Raw genomic sequence first — 20947 nt, 5'->3', positions numbered from 1 at the left:
ACCCCAATGAAGAAATATGTCACGGTCATCATCTTTATTTTTAGCTGTGTTCAGTTAATGGCCCAGGTTAAAACCAAAGCCAAACCCCGGCCTGCAGGAACTTTAACCGCTTCAGTGGTCAGCGGCAAAAGCATCTATGTAAAATATTGTTTAACCTGCCACCAGGCCGATGGGGGCGGAGTGCCGAATATGAATCCCCCGTTAATTAAAACATATTATGTGTTGGGCGAGAAAACCCGCCTGATCAAAGTGGTGCTTAATGGGTTCTCAGAAAACGTTGATATTGATGGTGAATCATACTCCAATATCATGCCGGCACATGATTTTTTGAAAGACAAGGAAATTGCAGATGTGTTAACCTATGTCAGGAAAAGTTTTACCAATAAAGCGGGGTCAATTAGTACAGCACAGGTAAAAACAGTAAGGGCCGCTAACAAAAAGTAAATCACTATTTATAAAACAGATATCCAATTTAACAACTCAAATAATGAAATCATTTTTATACTTATTACTGATCGGTTGCTCGACAACAGCATTTGGGCAGGCTACCAATACCGAAGATATAGTCCGTCGGGTTGCTGATAATGTAATTCAAAATACCTCCTTTAAGTTCATCAATACCAGTACCAACGAAAAATATGATTCGACCAAAGGTTTAGCTTCATCGCCCGACATTAAAGCCGATAGCAAGTACAATAAATGGGCTTATGTAAATGGTGTTTTAAGCATAGGTATGGTGCAAACTGCTGATGTGCTTAACGATAAAAAATACTCTGATTATTCGCAACGCAATTTCGCTTTCATTTTTGATAACCTCGGTTATTTTGATGCACTTCGCAAAGCCAAAGCGCCCAAGGTGGAGTATAATGCCGTATTTAATATCACCAACCTGGATGCCTGCGGGGCCATGTCGGCAGGACTATTTGACGTGGATGCACTGGCAAACAGAAAGGATTATAAGGCTTATTTAAACAGATCGGCCGACTATATTTTAACTAAACAGATGCGCCTGCCCGATGGCACACTTTCGCGCCCTACCCCACGTAATATGACCCTTTGGGCCGATGATATGTTTATGAGTATCCCGTTTTTAGCTCGCATGGGTAAGCTTACCGGCGATAGCAAATATTTTGATGATGCTATAAAACAGGTAGAGAATTTCAATAAATATCTTTATGATCCTACTACAGGTCTTTTCTTCCATAATTATTATTCAGACGATCAAACCAACGGTGTTGGCCACTGGGGCCGCAGCAATGGCTGGATAGCCATGGCAACGGTAGAATTGTTAAATCATTTGCCGGCAAACCATCCCAAACGCCCGGAGCTGATCAAATTTCTGCTGAGACAAATTGTGGGTTACGCCCGCTATCAGGATCAGACTGGTTTATGGCACCAATTGCTTGATAAACCAGATTCATACCTGGAAACATCGGTTACAGCCATGTTTACTTACGCCGTGGCCCGTGCAGTAAACCAGGGTTGGATCAATGAAAAATATATAGCCATAGCCCGCGAAGGGTGGAAAGGATTGGTTACCAAAGTTACAACTAATGGTGAGTTACAAGATGTTTGTATAGGTACTAATATGGATACCGACATTAAATTCTACTACACCAGGCCAACCGAGTTAAACGATACCCATGGTTTAGGAGCTCTGTTATTGGCTGGAACCGAAATGCTTAAAGCAGAAAGGAAAAAATAACCATGTACAGGTCGGTTAGGTTATTGTTGGTTGTCATTCTTACCGTAGCATGTAATTTAAACTTATTTGCTGCCGATGTGGATATCACCGCTTATGGAGCTGTGGGCAATGGCACAACATTAAATACAGAGGCTATTCAAAAAGCGATTGACGCGTGTTATAAAAGTGGTGGTGGTAAAGTTGTTATCCCTTCGGGGATATTTTTAACAGGCACTATCTCGCTGAATGATAATATTACCCTGCAATTCAAAAAAGGTGCTGTTTTACTGGGCAGTACCGAAGTTAACGATTATAAGAATCTGGATCCGTTTGTAGACGGACTTGGTATAAGCGTTGGCTGGGCGCTGGTAGTAGCTGTCGATAAAAAAAATATAAGCATAGAGGGCGAAGGCACAATTGACGGTCAGGGATCAAAGCTTAAAGCCCAGCAAATATTAACCGATACCCGGCCTGAATCGCAGCGTTGGGGCAGGCGCCCGTTTTTATTACGTATTGTACGCTGCCAAAATGTTGCTGTAAACGGTGTTACCCTAAATTACGCTGCCGCCTGGACATCACATTACTTTCAATGTAAACAGGTAAATATTAAAAATGTAAAAATTGTAAGCAGAGGGGTAGCGCATAATGATGGTATGGATATAGATGGCTGTCAGGATGTTACTATTAAAGATTGTGATGTGGTAAGCGGTGATGACGCCTTGTGCTTTAAAACAACATCGAGCAAAATGGCCTGTAAGGATATCGTTGTTTCGGGCTTGCGGTTAAAAAGCGGGCAGGGAGCTATCAAAATCGGCACTGAATCCATGGCGGCATTCCAGAATATCAAAATATCGCAATGTTATATTTACGATACAACCAATGGTGGCATCAAACTGCTTTCGGTTGATGGGGCAAATATCAGTAATGTTCAAATTAGTGATATCACCATGGTCGAAGTAAAAACACCAATCCTCATTCGTTTAGGTGCAAGGTTAAGTGTATTCCGTAAAGATCAGGATACACAGCAACCTATCGGAACCCTGGAAAATGTGACCATCAAAAATGTAAAAGCAAAAGCAGCAGATAACGCGCAACTCATGCCGCCATCGGGTATTTTAATAACGGGTATTCCAGGGCATGACATTAAAAACCTGACTTTAGAAAACATAGAGATAAACCTGGGAGGTGGTGGCAGTAATGAAAATGCCCGGCAGGTTGTACCCGAGGCCATTGATAAATACCCCGAAGTAAAAACATTTGGTCCGCTGGTACCGGCTTACGGTGTTTGGGCCAGGCATGTTGATGGATTAAAACTCACTAATGTAAAATTTACTTTGAGTCATAATGATCTCAGACCTGCCTTTATCTGCGAGGATGGGAAAAATTTGGAGTTAAATAATTGGACAATTCCTGAAACTACCGGGGCCCAGGCTGTAATAAGATTAGAGAACGTTGCCGGGGCGCATATAAATAATAACACAGTTACTGGCTCGGCCAATGCATTTGTGCGTGTTGAGGGCAGTACAAGCCGTGGTGTGCATATCCTGAAAAATAAAATCCCTGGTATTCAAAAGAAGGTTGAACTATCTGCTGATCTGAAGGCCGGCACGGCTGTTTTGGATTAGAAGCAATGAATTGATAATTATCTAAAAAGGAATGAAGGCAAATATTTACAAAATACTTTTAGGCTTGATTTTTATGTTGCCGTACACGGTTTACGCTCAGCAAGTTGCTTTACCACAGCAAACAGATCGCTGGGCAATTCAGCCTGACGGAAGTATTAAATGGACCATTAATGGTAGGCTGCCACATACAGATCATATTGAAATGTCGGGCGAAAAGGTATCTGTCTGGGTTCAGTATGGATTAGACAGCGCTGGCAGATCATCTATTTCCAGAACCGTGGTGTTCCCCACATTCAGGATGCTGCCCGATGGTACCCGTACCCATATTGATTATACTTTTCAGGATAGTGGACTGCCCCGGTTTTACATTAATAACCGGCAGTTAAAAACCGACCTGGCCAGCGGGAAAAAGTCGGGTGATCTTTCGTATAATATCAAAAGTATAAGTCACAAAGGCATTATGCAGATCGAGGCTACAACGGGTAATCCCGCGCTGGTAAAAATTGACCGGAGTATTTTTCCATCAGTAAATAAACCTATGGTTATTGAAAAGTTTGTGTTCACCAATATCATGGATAAGCCAGTTAATATTTCTATGGAATACCTGCGGCATGAGGTCAGAACGGATAGCCTTAAAAGTAAAGTAAGGCCGCATTCTATCATCATGGGATCTGCGAACAGTGGCAGCCGGATAGTACAACCCGGTGAGCATACCACTTTTGCCGTTTATTATCTGGCAACAGATTTCCCCGCTCAGCCCATTACTGTTGATGCAGATGCAGAGGAAAAAGCCCGTGAAAACCGTATAAATACTATTTTACCACCACTGCAATTAAAAACCCCGGATACCTTATTGAATACTGAGTTTTCATTTGCCAAGATCCGCGGAACAGAGAGTATTTACAAAACCAAAGTAGGGTACTTGCATAGCCCCGGTGGTCTGGCTTATTATGCCGCTATATGGGCAAATGATCAGGCTGAATATATCAGCCCGTTCTTCGCGTTTTTGGGGGATAGTATTGGTAATCTTTCGGCCATGAACTGCTACCGCTTATTTGCTAAATATATGAACCCGGAATATAAGCCCATACCCAGTTCCATAGTTGCCGAAGGCGATGCGGTATGGAAAGGTGCCGGTGACCGGGGCGACCAGGCTATGATCGCTTATGGGGCTTCCAGGTATGCATTAACTTATGGTCAACCTGATTCTGCAAAGAAATTGTGGCCGCTCATCACCTGGTGTCTGGAGTTCAGTCACCGGAAATTAAATGACCAGGGCGTAGTTAATTCAGACCATGATGAGTTGGAGGGGCGCTTTCCATCCGGTAAAGCCAACCTGTCAACCAACAGCCTTTATTATGATGCCTTGATATCCGCCGCCTATCTTGGTAAACAATTGCATCAGCCAAAAGCACAAACAGATGAGTATTTAAAGCAGGCGGCTATGCTAAAAAGCAATATCGAAAAATACTTTGGCGCAAATATAGAAGGTTTTGATACTTATAAATATTACGAAACCAATGATGTACTGCGCGCCTGGATCTGTCTGCCATTGACCATGGGGATTTTTGACAGGAGCGAGGGGACGATCAACGCACTGTTTTCGCCCCGTTTATGGACGGCTGATGGATTAGCTACACAGGCCGGTAAGGAAACCTTTTGGGACCGATCAACCCTGTATGCGCTTCGGGGTGTATTGCAGGCTGGCAAAACCGAAAAAGCAATGGATTATCTACGTTATTATTCTCGTAGAAGACTGTTGGGAGAGCATGTGCCATATCCTGTAGAAGCTTATCCTGAGGGTAACCAAAGGCATCTGTCTGCCGAGAGCGGACTTTACTGCAGAATATTTACTGAAGGACTGTTTGGTATACGGCCAACCGGTTTTAACGGTTTTAATTGCACGCCACGGTTACCAAAAGGTTGGAATGAAATGGCCTTAAATAATATCCACTCGTTCGGTCACATATTCGATCTTAAAATATCACGTCAAAGCAAGGAGAAATTAAATATTACCATAACCGAGGGCAGCAAAACAATTAAATACAAAATAAATGATGGTGCTACACAGGCAGTGTTGTTATAAACATCAAATGACTCAAATCAATGAACAAACTTTTTAGATATATTCTGCCTGGTTTAATGATAGTTGTTGCCCATTACAGCAACGCGCAAACACATCAACTGGAAAAGCTTTGGGAAACCGATACCGTTGTAAGAGTGCCCGAATCAGTTTTACCTGATGCTAAGAAAGGCATATTATATGTATCCGAAATCGACGGAAATCCTAACGCTGTTGACGGTAAAGGTGGCGTTGCCAAAATTGCGGTTGATGGAAAAATTATTAATCTGGACTTTACAATCGGTTTAAATGCACCTAAAGGATTGGGACGCTTTGGGAATGAGTTGTATGCCGCTGATCTGTCGGAAGTGGCAGTTATTGATATCAATACAGGTAAAGTCAAAAACAAGATCGCTATTGACAGCGCCAAAGCTTTAAATGATATTACTGTTGATAATAAAGGGATTGTTTACGTATCAGACAGTAAAACTAAAAAGATACACCGTATTGAGAATGGTCATGTAACCACATTTTTAACAAATATAGGTGGTGTAAACGGGCTCAAAGCCGTTGGTACTGATCTTTACATATTGGGTGGGCAAAAATTTATGAAGGCGGATAGCGAGGGTAAACTAACGCAAATAGCCATGCTAAGTTGTGGCGGCGATGGTATTGAACCTGTTGGCAACGGCGATTTCCTGATCACCTGCTGGTCGGGGCATATATTTTATGTAACTGCCGATGGTAAAATAGAAACCCTGCTTGATATACAGGAGAAAAAAGTAAATACTGCCGATTTGGCTTATGATACCGTGAAACACATTTTGTATGTACCCACCTTTTGGGGTAAAAAGGTAATGGCCTTTAAGTTAACAACAGTTAAATAATATGAGGTTTTATAAAATACGTTTTCTTAAAAAATACTTAGTTTTTGCAGGTTTGGTAAGCACTGAATTTGTAACCGCGCAAACACGCAGTAATGATGCAAATTTAAAACTGTGGTACACTAAACCTGCTGCTGTTTGGGAAGAGGCGCTGCCTCTGGGTAATGCCACCACCGGGGCCATGGTGTTTGGCGGGGTTGACCATGAACATTACCAGCTTAATGACCATAACCTGTGGTCGGGCTACCCTGAAGCAGGGAATAACCCGCAGGCATTAGCGCATTTGCCCGAAGTGAGAAAGGCTGTGTTTGATAACGATTTTAATAAAGCCGCCGAAATATGGAAAAAGTATTTACAGGGCCCTTACACAGCCCGATACCTGCCATTGGGCGATCTGCTGCTTAACTTTAATCTGAAAGACAGCATACATTACTACCGCGACCTGAACTTAGACAACGCGGTCTCAACAGTGAGGTTTGAGGCGGGAGGAGTACATTATGTTCGCGAAACATTTATAAGCTACCCGGATAAAATTATGTTGGTACGCATTACCGCCGATAAAAAAGGTGCCATTAATTTCACAGCTAATTTGCAAAGCAAGCTTCATTTTAGCTTAGCTGGTGAAGGCAACAGTAAGCTGATCCTAAAGGGTAAAGCTCCAAGCTACGTGGCCAACCGGGAATATGAACCACGCCAAGTAATTTATGATGAGCCAAAAGGCGAGGGTATGAATTTTCAGATCAACCTTAAAATAAAGAATGTTGGCGGGCGAGTAACTACTGCTAACAATGAACTGCAGGTTAGCGGTGCAAATGAAGTTGTACTTTACTTAACCGAGGCTACCAGTTTTAACGGGTTTGATAAATCGCCGGGTTTGCAGGGTAAAGATCCGGCTGTTGAGGCAAATGCCAGTTTGCTTGCGGCTTTGCAAAAAACGTATGAGCAACTCAAACAAAGGCATATTGCCGATTATCAGCGGTTGTTTAAACGGGTTGACTTTAATTTGGGTGCTGATGCCGGTATGGTAAAACAACCAACTGATGAGCGGCTTAAAAACTTCAGTGTAACCAATCCTGATAAACAATTGCAAACCTTATATTACCAATTTGGGCGTTATTTGCTGATAGCGAGTTCAAGGCCGGGGAGTGCGCCCGCCAATTTGCAGGGGATCTGGAATGACCAGGTGATACCACCCTGGGGGAGTAATTTCACCACGAATATCAATACCGAAATGAATTACTGGTTGGCCGAGAACACTAACCTTTCAGAATGCCACCAGCCTTTGTTTGATTTTCTGAAGGAGCTTGCCGTAAACGGTGCCGTTACCGCCAAAGTAAATTATAATATCAACGAAGGTTGGGTAGAACATCATAACAGCGATATATGGGCCAAAACATCAACAGTTGGTGGTTTTGATCACGACCCTAAAAGCTCGGTAAGATGGTCGGCATGGCCAATGGGAGGTGCCTGGATGAGCCTGCATTTGTATGATCATTACCTTTTTACAGGTGATAAAGGATTTTTAAGCAAAACCGCTTACCCCACTATGAAAGGGGCGGCTCAGTTTATGCTGCACTGGCTGGTAACTGATCCTAAAACGGGTTATCTGGTAACAAATCCTTCCACCTCACCCGAAAATACCATTAAAATAAGTGGTAAGGAATACCAGGTAAGCATGGCCTCTACTATGGATATGTCTATCATCCGGGAGTTGTTCCAGGATTGTATCAGCAGTGCAGGGGTATTGGGTACAGATAAAGTATTTGCTGCCCAGGTAAAAGCGGCTTACGATAAACTTTATCCCTTTCATATAGGTAAGCATGGCCAGTTGCAGGAGTGGTTTAATGATTGGGATGATCCTGCAGATACGCACCGGCATATATCACATTTGTTCAGCCTGTTTCCGGGCAGGCAGATCTCCGTTTTTAATACGCCAGAGTTGGCAGCGGCTGCAAAACAATCCATGATCTATCGGGGCGATGTAAGTACAGGCTGGTCGATGGCCTGGAAGGTAAATTGGTGGTCGCGAATGCATGATGGTAACCATGCCTACAAAATATTAGGCGCTGCATTTAATTATATGGACCCCTTACAAAAAAAGGAACAAATGAGCGGTGGCGGTACCTATCCCAATTTGTTTGATGCCCATCCGCCATTCCAGATTGATGGAAATTTTGGAGGAACTGCCGGTATGACCGAAATGCTGTTGCAAAGCCAGAACGGTGAAATAGAATTGTTACCCGCCCTGCCTGATGCCTGGGCCGATGGCAGTATCAAAGGCATTAAGGCCCGCGGAAATTTTGAGATAGCTATTGACTGGAAAAAAGGAAAATTGAGCAAAGCGCTAATCAAATCGAACTTAGGCGGTAATTGCCGGTTACGGACACCAATACCCGTTAAAGTGGTTGAGGTAAGCGGTAAAGCAGCTATCGGCACCAATAAAAATATTTTAAATACACCGCCCGTAACGCCAGTTTACCAAAAGGCAGATGATGCTAAACTGACGGATATATCCTTTAATAAAGGTTATGTAATTGACTTTGTTACCCAAAAGGGCAAAACCTATACCATTATACCTAAGTAACATGATGAAAAATTTAAAATGCTTTTTGCTGATTTGCTTGCTTTGGAGTTTCTCCACAAGACTATACGCGCAAGCCATCACCTGGACAGAAGTAGAACCCGGAATATGGAAAGGCGTTATTGGTAAGCCCGAGGAATTTGATCTGTTGAAGACTGCCGGTGTACAACCTTATCATGCAGGTTTACAACAAATGCCAAAGACTGGGTTTCCATTGCCACAACAAGAAATTACCGGTAGCGTACAGGGTGGTAAAACCTACCTGCGATTTCCGTTAGAAAAAAAAGAGCAGCTATTTGGTTTCGGCTTAAATTTCCAAACCGTGTTTCAGCGCGGCAAAGTGCTTACACTACATGTAGATAATTATGCAGGTAAAGACAATGGGCGTACCCATGCACCTACGCCTTTTTACGTATCATCAAATGGTTATGGTGTGTTTATCAATTCGGCCAGGTATATCAATGTATACGCCGGTACAGCGGTAAGGCGCGACAGTAAGATTGCCCCGGATGTAAAAGACAGGAACCTTGATAAAACATGGAGCTCGCATCCATACTCTGATGGTGTGGAAATGCTGGTGCCTGCTGCCGGTGTGGAGATCTATGTATTTGCAGGCCCTACCACCTTAGATGCGGTTAGGCGTTATAACTTATTAAATGGGGGGGGCTGTTTGCCCCCGCGCTGGGGCCTGGGCTTCACCCAGCGTATGCAACGGTTGACCGATGCACAGGGCGTTGAAAATGAAGCAAAGGCATTTGAAGAAAAAGGTTATCCGCTTGATTTTATCGGGCTTGAGCCAGGCTGGCAAAGTAAATCATATCCTTGTACTTTTGAGTGGGATGCAAGCCGGTTCCCTGATCCTAAAGGTTTGGTAAAGGACATGCTGAAAAAGAATATCAGGCTTAATTTGTGGACTAATCCTTATGTATCGCCCGAGGCGCCACTTTATAAAAGTATTTTACCTTACAGTGGTTCGCATACCGTATGGAATGGTATAGTACCTGATATCAGTATGCCTGAGGCCCGGAAAATATTTTTCGGCGAACTGGAAAAAGGCAAAATTGATATAGGAGTCAGCGGTTATAAAATGGATGAGGTTGATGGCGGAGATAATTATTTGTGGCCGGATGTGGCAACTTTTCCTTCAGGTCATGATGCCGAACAGATGCGCCAAACCTATGGCTTAATGATGCAGCGTTATACCAGCGAAATTTACCATCAGCGCAACCAGCGCACCTTTGGCCTGGTTCGTGCATCAAATGGTGGCGGTTCGTCATTTCCGTATGTCATCTATAACGACTATTATGACCATCGGGATTTTATAACCGCATTAGTAAACAGTGGTTTTGCCGGTGTGTTATGGACGCCGGAAGTGCGCTCCTCCAAAACAGCCGAGGAGTGGCTGCGCAGGTTTCAGTCGAACGTTTTTTCGCCTATGGCTATGATCAATGCCTGGGCCAGCGGTACCAAACCATGGTCGTTTGCTGAAGTTGCCGAACAGGTAAAAACAATGGCCAATCTGCGTATGCAAATGATGCCTTACTGGTATAGCGAGTTTGCCAAATATCACTTTGAGGGTATCCCGCCTTTCAGGGCCATGTACCTGGAAGATGGCTTTGTTGGTGCAGAAGTCCAAAAAGAGAACAAAAAAGTAAATCTGGAAGAAAACCCTTATGAAGAGGCCATAACCAAAGAGGTTAAAGACCAGTACATGGCTGGTGAGTATTTATTGGTAGCCCCCGTATTTGCCGGGCAAACCAGCCGAAAAGTGATCTTACCAAAGGGTAAATGGTATGACTTTTATACCGGGAAGTATGCCGGTGATGGAGAAGTGATCAACGTTACACCAGGTTTGGATAAAATACCTGTTTATGTAAAAAACGGCGGTATTATACCCTTCATGCCGGTAATGCTGCACGCGCCTAAAGCAGGGCAGAAGGTTGACCTGGAGGTTAGATATTATGGTGATAAGCCAGGAACTTATTCCCTGTATGATGATGATGGTGAAACGTATAATTATGAAAAAGGTAATTATGCTTTTCGGCAGATCAAAGTGCAGAAAGTAAACGGAAAATTAAAGGGCACTATTGCACCTGCATTAAAGGGAAAACCGGATAATGTTGGTAAGGTAACCTTCAAAACCATGACCAATTAAATCTGAATTTAAGCTGTAACACTGATTATCGTCGTAAAGCCAGTTCTATCAAGCCTGCCAGAATGACTACTGGCAGGTTATATCCCTGGAATTCCTGCCTTAAAAGCTGCAAAGCTTTGCCTATATGTTTTTCTACGGTATTGACTGATATACTCATTTTTTCCGCAATTTCCTTGTAAGACAGATGCTCATAACGGCTTAAAGTAAAGGCATTCTTGCATTGCGGAGAGAGCCGGTTGACGGCCTGCTGCATTTTTTCCTCCATTTGGCGCACATACAATCCGTCGGTTAGCTTGTCAGCCACGTCATCCTTATGAAGCAGGGTAAATTCCTCAATATGCTTTGACTGTATGAACCGGGCACGTAATTCATGCAAAGCTTTATTACGAAGCATTGCATACAGCAAACTTGCCACTTCACCATCGGTATCCAATGTTTCACGTTTTTTCCAGATATCTACAAACACGTCCTGTACCAATTCAGTCACAACGTATTCGTCTTGCAATCTCTTGTAAGCATAAGTGGAAAGCGGCGTAAAATAACGAAAATACAAAGCCTCAAATGCTTTTTTATCTCCGCAATGCAAAGCAATAAGCAGTTCATGGTCACTGTATGTAGTTAATTTGGTCAAGAATATTGGCTTATCTGGTTAGATAGATGTTACGCAAAATAAATATTTTTCATGGAAATCATTAAAAAAAGTAAATAGATATGGCGGTAATAGTTATTTCATGCAATATGTTATTATATAGCCTGAGTTATGGTAGACGATTACCACATCAACCTAATAAAAAAATACCTGGAGGATAAATGCACGCCCGCTGAAAAGCTGGAGGTAGAGGCATGGTTTGAACTTTACCGTGGTGGCGACCGCGAATTTTTTGATAACGACGAGAAGCTGATCAATCAAGCTATGATGAGATCGCTGGTTGACATTCATCAAAAAATAGATTCTTCACAAGCACCCGAGGATGAAGATAAAATAGTACATCTGAAACCTAAATTAAAACTTCGCTGGATAGCCATCGCCGCAACCGTTTTACTTTTTATAATGGCCGGTAGTTATTTTACTGTCCATAAAAAGGCAGTAGTACAACCGCTTGCCAAAAATCATTTGTTAAAAGGTGATACGCTAATCGGGAATAATAAAGCTATTCTTACCCTGGGTAATGGGAAAAGAATTGTGCTGGATGATGCTAAGGAGGGTCGGCTTGCGGTTCAGGGTAATGTAGCTATCACAAAAGCGACAGATGGCCGGGTTATTTATAATGCTACCGGCCAAACTTCAAAAGTGCCAATAAGAGGCGAAATAGCTTCTAATACTATAACCACCCCAAAAGGAGGGCAGTACCATATTGTATTACCTGACGGATCATCGGTTTGGCTCGATGCGGCCTCAAGTATAACCTATCCCCCCGAATTTACCGGCAATAAAAGACAGGTTCAGTTAATAGGTGAGGCTTATTTTGAAGTGTCGAAAGATCCCACAAAACCATTTTGTGTTAACGTGGATAACAAACAACAAATAGAAGTATTGGGAACCCATTTTAATGTTCAGGCATATCCCGATGACCGTGATATTAAAACAACATTACTGGAAGGGTCGGTAAAATTACTTTACAGAAATAAGCACGCGATTTTAAAACCCGGCCAAATGGCTGTTAATGATCCGGATAAGTCATTACTTATTAAACCTGCAGATATGTACGAAGTGATGGCATGGAAAAACAACATGTTTGTATTTAACAATGAAAATATAAAAAGCATCATGAAACGGCTTGCCAGGTGGTATGATGTGGATGTTGTTTTTGAGGGCAATATGGAAAAAGTGAATTTCTTTGGAAATTATTCACGATCCAAAAGCCTGGCAAACCTGCTTAAAAATATTGAATTAACAGAAAAAGTTCACTTTAAAATAGAAGGAAGGAGGGTTACCATTATAGCACAATAACACATACAGTTAATCCAAAAACCGGGAGTGTTTCGACCACCCCCGGCATGATTAGCAGATGGGAACTAATACGGATAACAAACCAATTGAGAAACGTCAACCAATATTATTAATCCTAAATCAAATGTATAAAATATTTACTGCACTTAAGTGCGGGAACATGACTCGCTGTACGCTAAAATTCCTGCTTACTATGAACCTTACTATTCTATTTCTGGCAGCTTTCTTTTTACAGGTAAATGCTGCGAGCTATGCTCAGGAGGTTAATCTCAGTGTTAAAAATGCTCCTATTCAGGAAGTATTTAATCAACTAACCAAACAAACGGGGTACAATTTTATTTGTGATGCTGATTTGATAAAAAAGGTAAAACCTATTACCATAAGCGTTACCAAAACATCCCTGAAAGATTTTCTTGGCTTGTGCTTTGTAAATCAGCCCGTTGATATACTTTTTAATAATGACAATACTGTAGTTATTAAAGAAAAAATCCGCACCAAAACGCAAAGCATTGAAAATACAAGTATAACCATCTCCGGAAAGGTTACCGATAACAAAGGACAAACACTGCCAGGTGTTACGGTGACCGAAAAAGGCGCTAATAATGCGGTTATTACCAGCATATCCGGTGATTATTCTATAAAAGTAGCTGGCCCTGGCGCATCACTAATATTTTCATTTCTGGGTTTTAACTCCCAGGAAGTAAAGGTTGGGGACAGAACAACTATCAACATCAAATTAACCGAGAAAACAAACGATTTAAGTGAAGTAGTAGTGATTGGGTATGGAAGCCGTAAAAAGGCCGACTTAACCGGAGCTATTGCTACCATTTCCTCAGAAAATTTAAAGGAACGCGCGGTTGTTAACTTTGGCGAGGCGATGGCTGGCCAGCTGGCAGGCGTACAGGTTCAGCAAGTTAATGGAGCGCCGGGCGGCGAAGGGCTTGCTATAAGGGTAAGGGGCACCGGATCCATTACGCAATCCAATTCACCCTTGTATGTGGTTGATGGTTACCCTATGGAAGACGGGGCTTTCCAGCTCATCAATCCCGGGGATATTGAAAGCCTACAGGTGTTGAAAGACGCATCATCAACTGCCATATATGGGTCAAGGGGGGCCAATGGTGTTGTAATCATCACTACAAAAAAGGGTAAGGTTGGTCAGGCTTCTATTAGCCTTAACGCTTTTAGGGGCTATCAGGATAGAACAAAAACTATCCCGGTTTTAAACAGGGATCAGTATGTACAATGGTTTATGGATGGGCGCAATCAGGCATGGTTGGATCAGCCTGTAATAAGCGGCGATCCTAATACCGGGCCGCATACCATTAATGACCCCAATAGCCGCCGGAACCTGTATCCGAGCTCTGGTTCATTATATGTTATACCTGACGGAACTAATGGCTTTAAATACAATTTTTTAGATCCTAAGTCTGTGGCGCAAATGCCCGATAATAACTGGCAGGACCTGCTATTTCGCCTTGCAAAAATGGAACAGTACGAAGTGTCAATAACCGGTGGTACCGAAAAGACCAAGTACGCCTTTTCAGGAAGTTTTATGAACCAGGATGGTATTATATTAAATACCGGTTATAAGCGATTTAATTTCCGAAACAACGTAGAATCGCAGGTAAACAACCGGTTAAAAGTAGGTTTAAACTTAAATGCCTACAGTTCCAATGGTAATGAACAGGTGAACGGTAAGTACTCACCGCTTCAGTTTGCACTGCAGCTTCCCCCAATATTTGATTTGCGTAACCCCGATGGCACGTACGGATCAATGGTACGTAACCCCGAGGTTTTTGCAGGCGATGTGGCCAACCCTATAGGCATAGCGGAGCAAGTGAACACCTACCGTAAAAAGTATGGCTGGTTAGGAACGCTTTATGGAGAGCTGGATCTGATAGATGGTCTTAAATATAGGATTAATATCAACGGAAGTATTCAGGATAATAATCTGCAAGATTATGAGCCCTCAAATGTAGATTTAGATGCATCCAAAGCCCCAAGACCAGCACGAGCTTATAACGAGCGTTATACCGATTATGATTGGGTAATAGAGCAAACGCTGTCTTATAATAAAACATTCGCTAAAAAACACGATCTGGTTTTGTTGGGCGGTTTTTCCAGCCAAAAGCATAGCCAGGATTATATGTATGGCGAGGCCCGTGGCTTCCCAAATGATAATATCCAAACTTTAAATGCCGGTAATATGTATCAGCTCAACAATTATAAAACAGAATATTCTATGATTTCGTATTTCGGCCGCGCTAATTATACCTATAACAACCGCTATCTTTTTACCGCTACTGTTCGTAGCGACGGATCATCCCGCTTTGGTGAAAATAAAAAATGGGGTGTATTTCCGTCGGTATCAGGCGCGTGGCGTGTTAGTCAGGAGGATTTCATGTCGGGTATCGCTGGTACGGTTAATGATTTAAAACTAAGGGCCAGTTACGGTATCGCCGGGAACAACCGCATTGGTAATTATTCGGCAATTGGTTTGCTCAATACAGGCTTTTATTCAACAGGCGGTGTTTTGCAAAGTACAGTAAACCCATCTACCGTACCTAATGATAATCTGGGATGGGAAAAAGTGCTACAAAGCAATTTTGGTTTTGACATGGGTTTGTTTAACGATCGTATCAGGCTGGAGGCCGATTATTATAGTAGTAAATCGATTGACCTATTGCTGAATGTGCCCGTACCTACCATAACCGGTTATACCAATCAAATTCAAAATATAGGTAAAGTACTGAATAAAGGTGTTGAGTTTTTATTAACTACCAGGAATTTAACCGGCGAGTTTAAATGGTCAAGCAATTTCAATATCGCGTTTAATAAAAATAAGGTATTGGAAGTGGGCCCCGGCGGACAGCCAATATATGCCAGTGCACCCAATGCAAATAACTCCTTTATAACCTTACCCGGACAACCTATAGCCAGTTTTTACGGCTATGTTTACCAGGGTGTATTTACAAGTCAGGCGGAACTGGATAAATACCCCCATTTGCCAGCAGATAAAGTTGGCGATGGCCGTTACCTGGATGTAAATGGAGATGGTAAACTTGATCAGACAGATAAAGCGCTTATTGGCAATAACCAGCCTAAATTTACAGGTGGTTTCAGCAATAGCTTTTCTTATAAGAATTTTAGCCTGTCCACACAGTTTTCCTTTTCTTATGGGGCGCATGCGTTCAGCTTTTTCAAACGTATGGTTGGCATTTATCATGGCGACAGAAACGCTTTGCTTGAACAGGTAGATCGCTGGCGGTCGGTGGATGATCCGGGCGATGGTATGCATTTCAGAGCAACCCGCAACCCAACAGGTTGGCAGCGTGATCCATCCTCTAACTGGGTAACTGATGCGTCATACTTGCGCCTTCGTAACGTTACGCTGGCATATGATTTTACAAAAAGCGCGATAAAATCCCTGAAAATAAATGGACTGCGCGTGTATTTAACGGGCCAGAATTTATTTACCTGGACAAAATATCCAGGCTATGATCCGGAAACAAGCAGCGAGGGTACCGGGCTTACCCGCGGAGGTGATTATCTGGGATATCCTGCAGCCCGCAGTCTGATTTTAGGTTTAAATCTCACTTTCTAATTAATGATTTAAGAAGATGAAAAAATTAATAATAGCCACATTTAGCTTATTGCTGCTGTTTTCATGTAAAAAAGATTTTATTGATTTAAATCCGCCGTCTAATCTGAACTCTTCGACCTTTTACAAGACAGAAAGCGATATGAACCAGGCTGTACTTTCGGCATATGCCGGTTTGCTTGATGAATATAGGAATCCATTTATCAGGCTTGGCGAAATACGCTCCGATAATACTACTTATTCCTGGCTGGCCGGTAACCCTGCCGACGATAATGGTATAGATGTATTTGCCTCGCCGCTTTTACCCGAAAATGGATATCCTAACAATTGCTGGAATTTGGGTTATAATGTTATTCTACGGTGTAACATCGTTACCAGTCGTATCGGTAATGTTACATTTAAAGACGAAAAATTGAAGAATCAATATACTGCGGAAGCAAGGTTTGTACGGGCTTTAATGTATTTTTGGTTGAACAGGGTTTTCGGCGGTTATGCGCTTAATAATGAGTTATTAGGAGTTATTAATGTTGATAAGGAAATTACACCTGCCGAAGCTTATAAATTAAACCGGTCGTCCTTGCAAAGCACTTATGATTTAATTGTGGGCGATCTTAAATATGCAGAGGAGAATTTGCCCGCTTCCTATTCCGGAAACAACATAGGCCGCGTTACCAAATGGGGTGCTAAAGGCTTGCTAAGTAAAGTATATATGACAATGGCTGGTTACCCGCTAAATAAAGGTGCAGAATACTATAACCTTGCCATTCAAAAGGCCGAAGAGGTTATTAATACCTCAGGAGCGACTTTAGTGCCCAGTTATGCAGATCTGTTTGATGTAGGTAAAAAGAACAGCGGCGAGTCGTTATTTGAAATTCAGTTCCAGAAAGGCAGCCCGAACGGAGCTACGGGAAGTCCGTGGAACAATGACTTTGCCCCGCGTTTTTCAGATAAGGAAGTAGTACTGGTAGGCGATAAAGGCGGCGTAAACTCGCCAACAGGTGATATGTCACGTGCCTATGAAACGGGAGATCCCCGGAAATATGTATCAATGCGCGACAGTTGGATCAGTTCAAAAAACGGGGCTGTGCAAAATGAAAGATATGTGCGTAAATATTATGATGTGGCAACCTCAGGCAGTGATAACGGTAATAACTGGATTGAACTAAGGCTTGCCGATGTTTACCTTTTAGATGCCGAAGCATTGGTACGCACCGGAGGAGATAAAGGCAAGGCGATATCATACGTAAACAAAATAAGGCAGCGGGCAAGAAATACAAAGGGCGATCCCTCAATTACACCACCCGCCGGTTTGCTGAAAGACTACACCTTAGCCGATTTTGCCAATGATAACGCGCTGTTGCTGGCGATAGAAAAAGAGCGCCGGGTTGAGCTGGCTTTTGAAAACCATCGCTGGTTTGACCTCGTTAGAACAGGCCGGGCCAAAGATGTGATAATTGCCGAGCAGTCTGTTGATGGATTTGCCCCATTTACCTGGAGCGATAATATGTTAGCCTATCCTATTCCAACGCCTGTAATGCAATCCAATCCGGGTAAGATCATTCAAAACAGAGGGTACACACAATTTTAAAAACTTAAAAATATAAAGTCATGAATATGAAAAAACACATTTTGCTTTTAACTGCGGGCTTTTTTTGCTGTATTATTTCAGTAAAAGCGCAATTGCCATCGCTTACTAAAAAAGAAATTAAAAATGGATGGACCTTATTGTTTGATGGGAAAACATTTGATGGTTGGCAAAAAGCAAATGGCACACCATTTACAGGGAAAGGTTGGAAAATAGAAAACGGAGTGATCAGCGTAAACCCGCAGGACGGGCGCGGGGGTGATATTGTGACCTCAAAAGAGTTTTCGGACTTTGAATTTTCTCTTGATTTTAAGCTGGAAAAAGGAACCAACAGCGGGGTTAAGTACTGCTTAATTAAAAATACCTCTTTAGGGTGCGAATACCAGATTATTGATGATGCCCATCATCCTGATGCAAAGCTGGGTATAAATGGGAACCGTCGTCTTGCGGCATTATATGATATTATGCCACCTGATACCACAGCCAAGAAAAGTAAACCATTGGGAGAATGGAATAACATCCGTATCATCTCAAAAGGAAAGCATATTGAGCATTGGCTTAACGGCAGGAAAGTTTTAGAGTACGAGCGCGGGAGTGAAGCGTTTAAGGCCCATATAGCCGAGAGTAAATTTAAAAATGAAAAGGGTTTTGCTGAAGCGGAAAAATCGCCTATACTTTTGCAGGAACATGAAGACGTGATCCATTTTAGAAATATAAAGATCAGGGTACTTTAATTTAACAAAATTCATAGTTGCATTAATGGTGCCGGCCATAACCGCATCATCATTTAATTTTATGTTTCAATTATAAACAATGGAAAAAAGACGCGAATTCATCAAAAAAATGGCTGTAACAACAGCCGGCCTTGCCATTGGTGGCAAAGCATTTAGCTTTACTGCCAAAAGCTATAAAAGAATTATTGGGGCTAATGACAGGATACATGTAGCCATTATAGGCCTTAACGGGCGTGGCAGCAGCATGGCTGGTACCTTTGCCCGTCAAAAAAACCTGGAAATAGGCACCGTATGTGATGTAGATTCAAGGACTATACCTAAAATTCAACAAAAAATAACAGCAGCGGGGCAGACAACCGCCCCAAAAGGCGAGAAAGATTGCCGTAAAGTATTACAGGATAAGAATATTGATGCCATTTATATAGCTACTCCTGATCATTGGCATGCACCATTAACCATTATGGGTTGCCAGGCCGGCAAGCACGTATATGTAGAAAAACCGGTAAGCCATAACCCTCATGAGGGGGAGTTGGCTGTAGCCGCGGCCCGCAAGTATGACCGGATAGTGCAAATGGGGGCACAGCGCCGCTCATCGCCTGCAATGATACAGTGTATAGAAGAATTACATGGTGGTGTTATAGGCCGGGTTTATTTGGCTAAGGCATGGTACACCAATAACCGTAAAGCTAACTACCTGAAACCTGGTACTGTGCCCGACTGGCTGGATTATGATCTGTGGCAGGGGCCAGCCCCGCGCACACCATACCAGGATGGACTGATTCATTACAACTGGCACTGGTTCTGGAACTGGGGAACCGGTGAAGCTTTAAACAATGGAACACATGAAGTTGATGTAGCCCGCTGGGGATTAGGTGTTGAATTTCCGACCCGGGTAAGTTCGGTAGGAGGCAGGTACCAATTTAAGGACGACTGGCAAACACCAGATACCCAGATTGTGGCGATGGATTATCCGGGCAGGGTATCACTGATGTGGGAGAACAGAAGCTCAAACGGCAGGAAGATAGAAGGTGCTGACCGCGGTGTAATATTTTATGGTGAAAATGGCAGCGTAGATACAGACGGCGAGGACTATACTATATATGACCTGAGTGGCAAACTAGTAAAACAGGTAAAATCAACCGCCCCGCAAAGTGCAGTTGAGGGTAGGAACACCGCCAGCCCAAGCCTGGGTATGGATAGCCTTCACGTGGCTAACTTTCTGGACGCTATCCGTAATAACCGTCGCCCTAATTGTGATGTGGAGTTAGGCTACAGGAGTGTGATGGCTATGCAGCTGGGTAATATTTCCTGGCGTGTGGGCCGTGATCTTCATCTTGATCCTAAAAATGGTCATATTTTAAATGATCCTGAGGCACAAAAATTGTGGAGTCGTACCTATGAGCCAGGCTGGGAGCCTAAAGTGTAATTGCAATTATAAACCGTAAGTAAATTACAAATTAGTTTAAAAATTATTATGAAAAGAAGAGACTTAAGCCTCATAATCATCACTGCATTGGTGATGTGTATCCCTATAGGTATTCTGGCCCATAAAATTAATGACCAGCCCACATTGCCGGCTGCCGCCTATAACTGGAAGGATATTAAAGTAATACCAACTCCAAAGGGCGAAAGGAGGGAAGTATTCAATTCGCCTACAGAAACCCTTGACCAGCTGGAACTTCATATTACCACCCTGAACCCTGGAGATTCTTCACATGCTCCTCACCAGCACCCCAATGAGGAACTGATTATTATTAAGGAGGGCAATGTGAGTGCTATGGTTGCCGGCAAATGGCAGCAAATTGGTCCAGGATCCGTAGTTTATGAAGCCGCAAACAGTTTGCATGCCATTAAAAATACAGGCAGCACCCGCACTACCTATTATGCTCTGCAATGGAAGACGGCTAAAACGGGGAAAACAGTTAAAGTCAATTAATGATATCCAAAGATGTATGATGGAGAGCAAACTTAAAAACTGGTTTAATTTATGAAGAAAGAGGGATGATCAAACGATCATCCCTCTTCATTTTGGGTCGGGGAGATTGAATGCGTTATACTTAATTTACCTGACATATGATTGAA

Annotated in this window: 14 protein-coding genes; 13 read left to right on the top strand and 1 reads right to left on the bottom strand. The window is 42.7% G+C overall.

Annotation, left to right across the window (positions count from 1 at the left end):
• Window positions 1-6 precede the first annotated feature (6 nt).
• The 7 genes from M2273_RS29760 to M2273_RS29730 are packed head-to-tail and all read left to right on the top strand — an operon-like array spanning window position 7 to window position 10991.
• Window positions 7-444 (top strand): c-type cytochrome, encoded by a 438-nt coding sequence (locus tag M2273_RS29760; protein WP_429401871.1) that lies wholly within the window; start codon window positions 7-9, stop codon window positions 442-444.
• Window positions 445-487: 43 nt separating this feature from the next.
• On the top strand, window positions 488-1705 hold the full coding sequence (locus M2273_RS29755) for a glycoside hydrolase family 88/105 protein (RefSeq protein WP_429401869.1): 1218 nt from the start codon (window positions 488-490) through the stop codon (window positions 1703-1705).
• A 2-nt stretch (window positions 1706-1707) separates the two neighbouring features.
• Window positions 1708-3309 (top strand): glycoside hydrolase family 28 protein, encoded by a 1602-nt coding sequence (locus M2273_RS29750; protein ID WP_429401867.1) that lies wholly within the window; start codon window positions 1708-1710, stop codon window positions 3307-3309.
• A 31-nt stretch (window positions 3310-3340) separates the two neighbouring features.
• Window positions 3341-5395 carry a hypothetical protein gene (locus M2273_RS29745; RefSeq protein WP_429401865.1) on the top strand — a complete coding sequence of 685 codons (2055 nt, stop codon included), beginning with the start codon at window positions 3341-3343 and terminating at the stop codon, window positions 5393-5395.
• 20 nt (window positions 5396-5415) lie between these two features.
• Window positions 5416-6258 carry an SMP-30/gluconolactonase/LRE family protein gene (locus M2273_RS29740; RefSeq protein WP_429401863.1) on the top strand — a complete coding sequence of 281 codons (843 nt, stop codon included), beginning with the start codon at window positions 5416-5418 and terminating at the stop codon, window positions 6256-6258.
• A 1-nt stretch (window position 6259) separates the two neighbouring features.
• The gene (locus M2273_RS29735; RefSeq protein WP_429401861.1) at window positions 6260-8839 is read left to right on the top strand and encodes a glycoside hydrolase family 95 protein; all 2580 of its coding nucleotides are present in this window, start codon (window positions 6260-6262) and stop codon (window positions 8837-8839) included.
• 1 nt (window position 8840) lies between these two features.
• Window positions 8841-10991, top strand: a complete 2151-nt coding sequence (locus tag M2273_RS29730) for a TIM-barrel domain-containing protein (protein WP_429401859.1) — start codon at window positions 8841-8843, stop codon at window positions 10989-10991.
• Window positions 10992-11016: 25 nt separating this feature from the next.
• Here M2273_RS29730 and M2273_RS29725 read toward each other — a convergent pair whose 3' ends face one another.
• A complete protein-coding gene (locus M2273_RS29725) occupies window positions 11017-11622 on the bottom strand; it encodes an RNA polymerase sigma-70 factor (protein WP_429401857.1) in 606 nt (201 codons plus the stop codon).
• Window positions 11623-11751: 129 nt separating this feature from the next.
• On the opposite strand from M2273_RS29725, the gene M2273_RS29720 reads away from it, so the two are divergent.
• The 6 genes from M2273_RS29720 (at window position 11752) to M2273_RS29695 (ending at window position 20801) form a co-directional block, all read left to right on the top strand.
• A complete protein-coding gene (locus tag M2273_RS29720) occupies window positions 11752-12942 on the top strand; it encodes a FecR family protein (protein WP_429401855.1) in 1191 nt (396 codons plus the stop codon).
• 193 nt (window positions 12943-13135) lie between these two features.
• Window positions 13136-16549 carry a SusC/RagA family TonB-linked outer membrane protein gene (locus tag M2273_RS29715; protein WP_429401853.1) on the top strand — a complete coding sequence of 1138 codons (3414 nt, stop codon included), beginning with the start codon at window positions 13136-13138 and terminating at the stop codon, window positions 16547-16549.
• A gap of 16 nt (window positions 16550-16565) precedes the next feature.
• Window positions 16566-18134, top strand: coding sequence for a RagB/SusD family nutrient uptake outer membrane protein (locus tag M2273_RS29710; RefSeq protein WP_429401851.1), 1569 nt, complete (start codon window positions 16566-16568; stop codon window positions 18132-18134).
• Between the two features lie 26 nt (window positions 18135-18160).
• A complete protein-coding gene (locus M2273_RS29705) occupies window positions 18161-18865 on the top strand; it encodes a 3-keto-disaccharide hydrolase (protein ID WP_429401849.1) in 705 nt (234 codons plus the stop codon).
• A gap of 79 nt (window positions 18866-18944) precedes the next feature.
• Entirely contained in the window at window positions 18945-20291 is a 1347-nt protein-coding gene (locus tag M2273_RS29700; protein WP_429401848.1) for a Gfo/Idh/MocA family protein, read from the top strand.
• A 48-nt stretch (window positions 20292-20339) separates the two neighbouring features.
• The gene (locus M2273_RS29695; protein ID WP_429401846.1) at window positions 20340-20801 is read left to right on the top strand and encodes a cupin domain-containing protein; all 462 of its coding nucleotides are present in this window, start codon (window positions 20340-20342) and stop codon (window positions 20799-20801) included.
• Window positions 20802-20947 lie beyond the last annotated feature (146 nt).

Origin of the sequence: Mucilaginibacter lappiensis, assembly GCF_050433765.1 — a bacterium.
Classification (GTDB): Bacteria; Bacteroidota; Bacteroidia; order Sphingobacteriales; family Sphingobacteriaceae; genus Mucilaginibacter; species Mucilaginibacter lappiensis_A.
This window is presented reverse-complemented; position numbering and strand designations above follow the sequence as displayed.

Bases quoted from the DNA above. Each gene is read 5' to 3' on its own strand.
- M2273_RS29760 (WP_429401871.1), top strand. From the start codon at position 7: ATGAAGAAATATGTCACGGTCATCATCTTTATTTTTAGCTGTGTTCAG.
- M2273_RS29755 (WP_429401869.1), top strand. From the start codon at position 488: ATGAAATCATTTTTATACTTATTACTGATCGGTTGCTCGACAACAGCA.
- M2273_RS29750 (WP_429401867.1), top strand. From the start codon at position 1,708: ATGTACAGGTCGGTTAGGTTATTGTTGGTTGTCATTCTTACCGTAGCA.
- M2273_RS29745 (WP_429401865.1), top strand. From the start codon at position 3,341: ATGAAGGCAAATATTTACAAAATACTTTTAGGCTTGATTTTTATGTTG.
- M2273_RS29740 (WP_429401863.1), top strand. From the start codon at position 5,416: ATGAACAAACTTTTTAGATATATTCTGCCTGGTTTAATGATAGTTGTT.
- M2273_RS29735 (WP_429401861.1), top strand. From the start codon at position 6,260: ATGAGGTTTTATAAAATACGTTTTCTTAAAAAATACTTAGTTTTTGCA.
- M2273_RS29730 (WP_429401859.1), top strand. From the start codon at position 8,841: ATGATGAAAAATTTAAAATGCTTTTTGCTGATTTGCTTGCTTTGGAGT.
- M2273_RS29720 (WP_429401855.1), top strand. From the start codon at position 11,752: ATGGTAGACGATTACCACATCAACCTAATAAAAAAATACCTGGAGGAT.
- M2273_RS29715 (WP_429401853.1), top strand. From the start codon at position 13,136: ATGAACCTTACTATTCTATTTCTGGCAGCTTTCTTTTTACAGGTAAAT.
- M2273_RS29710 (WP_429401851.1), top strand. From the start codon at position 16,566: ATGAAAAAATTAATAATAGCCACATTTAGCTTATTGCTGCTGTTTTCA.
- M2273_RS29705 (WP_429401849.1), top strand. From the start codon at position 18,161: ATGAAAAAACACATTTTGCTTTTAACTGCGGGCTTTTTTTGCTGTATT.
- M2273_RS29700 (WP_429401848.1), top strand. From the start codon at position 18,945: ATGGAAAAAAGACGCGAATTCATCAAAAAAATGGCTGTAACAACAGCC.
- M2273_RS29695 (WP_429401846.1), top strand. From the start codon at position 20,340: ATGAAAAGAAGAGACTTAAGCCTCATAATCATCACTGCATTGGTGATG.